Annotated in this window: 1 protein-coding gene; it reads right to left on the minus strand. The window is 77.8% G+C overall.

Annotated elements, in window-relative coordinates:
- A partial coding sequence (locus AOJ26_RS39725; RefSeq protein ID WP_199828925.1) for a ComEC/Rec2 family competence protein occupies positions 1–1356 on the minus strand: 1356 nt, incomplete at both ends.

Raw genomic sequence — 1356 nt, forward strand, 5'->3', positions numbered from 1 at the left:
CCGCCCAACTGCCCGGCCAGTCCACTCCCCCGCCGGGCAGCGACGCCCCCGTCCGGGCGACGTCCGCGATCCATCCGGCGGGCCAGCTCGCGCACCAGGCCAGACCCTCGGCCACCGGCATCGCCACGGGTGCCGTCGCCAGCGCCGCGAAGCCCAGCACCGTGGCCGGGGCGACCGCGAACTCCACGAGCAGGTTGCACGGCACCGCCACCAGGCTCACCCGCGCCGACAGCACGGCGACCACGGGCGCGCACAGGGCCTGCGCGGCAGCGGCGGCGGCCAACGCCTCCGCGAGTCGCGGCGGCACCCGGCGCCTGCGCAACGCCAGGCTCCAGCGCGGCGCGAGCGTGAGCAGGGCCCCGGTGGCCAGCACGGAGAGCAGGAAGCCGTAACTGCGGGCCAGCCACGGGACGTACAGCACCAGCAGCAGGACGGCCGTCGCCAGCGCCGGGATCAGGGATCTACGGCGTCCGGTCGCGAGGGCGAGCAGGGCGACGGCTCCGCAGGCAGCGGCCCGCAGCACGCTCGGGTCCGGTCGGCACACCACGACGAACCCCAGGGTGAGCCCGCCGCCGAGCAGCGCGGTCGCCCGCAGGGACACCCCGAGGCGGGGCGCCAGGCCTCGTCGTTCCACGAGTGGGGCGAGTCCGGGCGGCCCGATGAGCAGGGCGAGCAGGATCGTGAGGTTGCTGCCCGAGACGGCGAGCGTGTGCGCGAGGTCGGTCTCCTTGAACGCCTCGTCCAGCTCGGGCGTGATCCGCGCGGTGTCCCCGACGACCAGCCCCGGCAACAGGGCCCGCGCGTCCGCCGGCAGCCCGTCGGTGGCCTCCCGCAGCCCCGCCCGCAACCGCCCCGCGAACCTCTGCGTCCCCGACGCCTCTCCGACGACCTCGGGGCCTGCCCGGTCCCGCACCCGCAGGACGGCCGCGACCCGGTCGCCCCCGAACGACGCCGGCGCGGCACGCGCGGTGACCCGCACCCGCGTGGACGGCAACAACCCGAGCCAGGGCGACCGAGCGGATCCTTCGGCGGCGGGCGTGGCCCCACCGTTCCCCGAACGGCCGGTGGCCGCCACCTCCGCTCGCGATCCGGTGCCCGCACGCGCGTCGACGATCAGCAGCACCGGCGCCCGTGTCGCCACCACTGCCCCGTCCTCGGTCTCCACCCGCCGGACATCGGCCTCGACGACGACGGCGGTCGGGGCCACGTGGTCCCCGGTGATCCGGGGGCGGGTCAGCCGGGGGTCGGCGGTCACCCGGACCTCGGCGGTCACGGTGGCGTACTGCCGGGCCAGCGCGGGCACCGGCCCCCGCCGCAGGTCGGCGCCGTGCAGTCCGGCCGACGCGGCGGCCGCCG

The sequence above is a fragment of the Streptomyces sp. NRRL B-24085 genome, assembly GCF_001282115.1.
Lineage (GTDB): Bacteria > Actinomycetota > Actinomycetes > Streptomycetales > Streptomycetaceae > Streptomyces.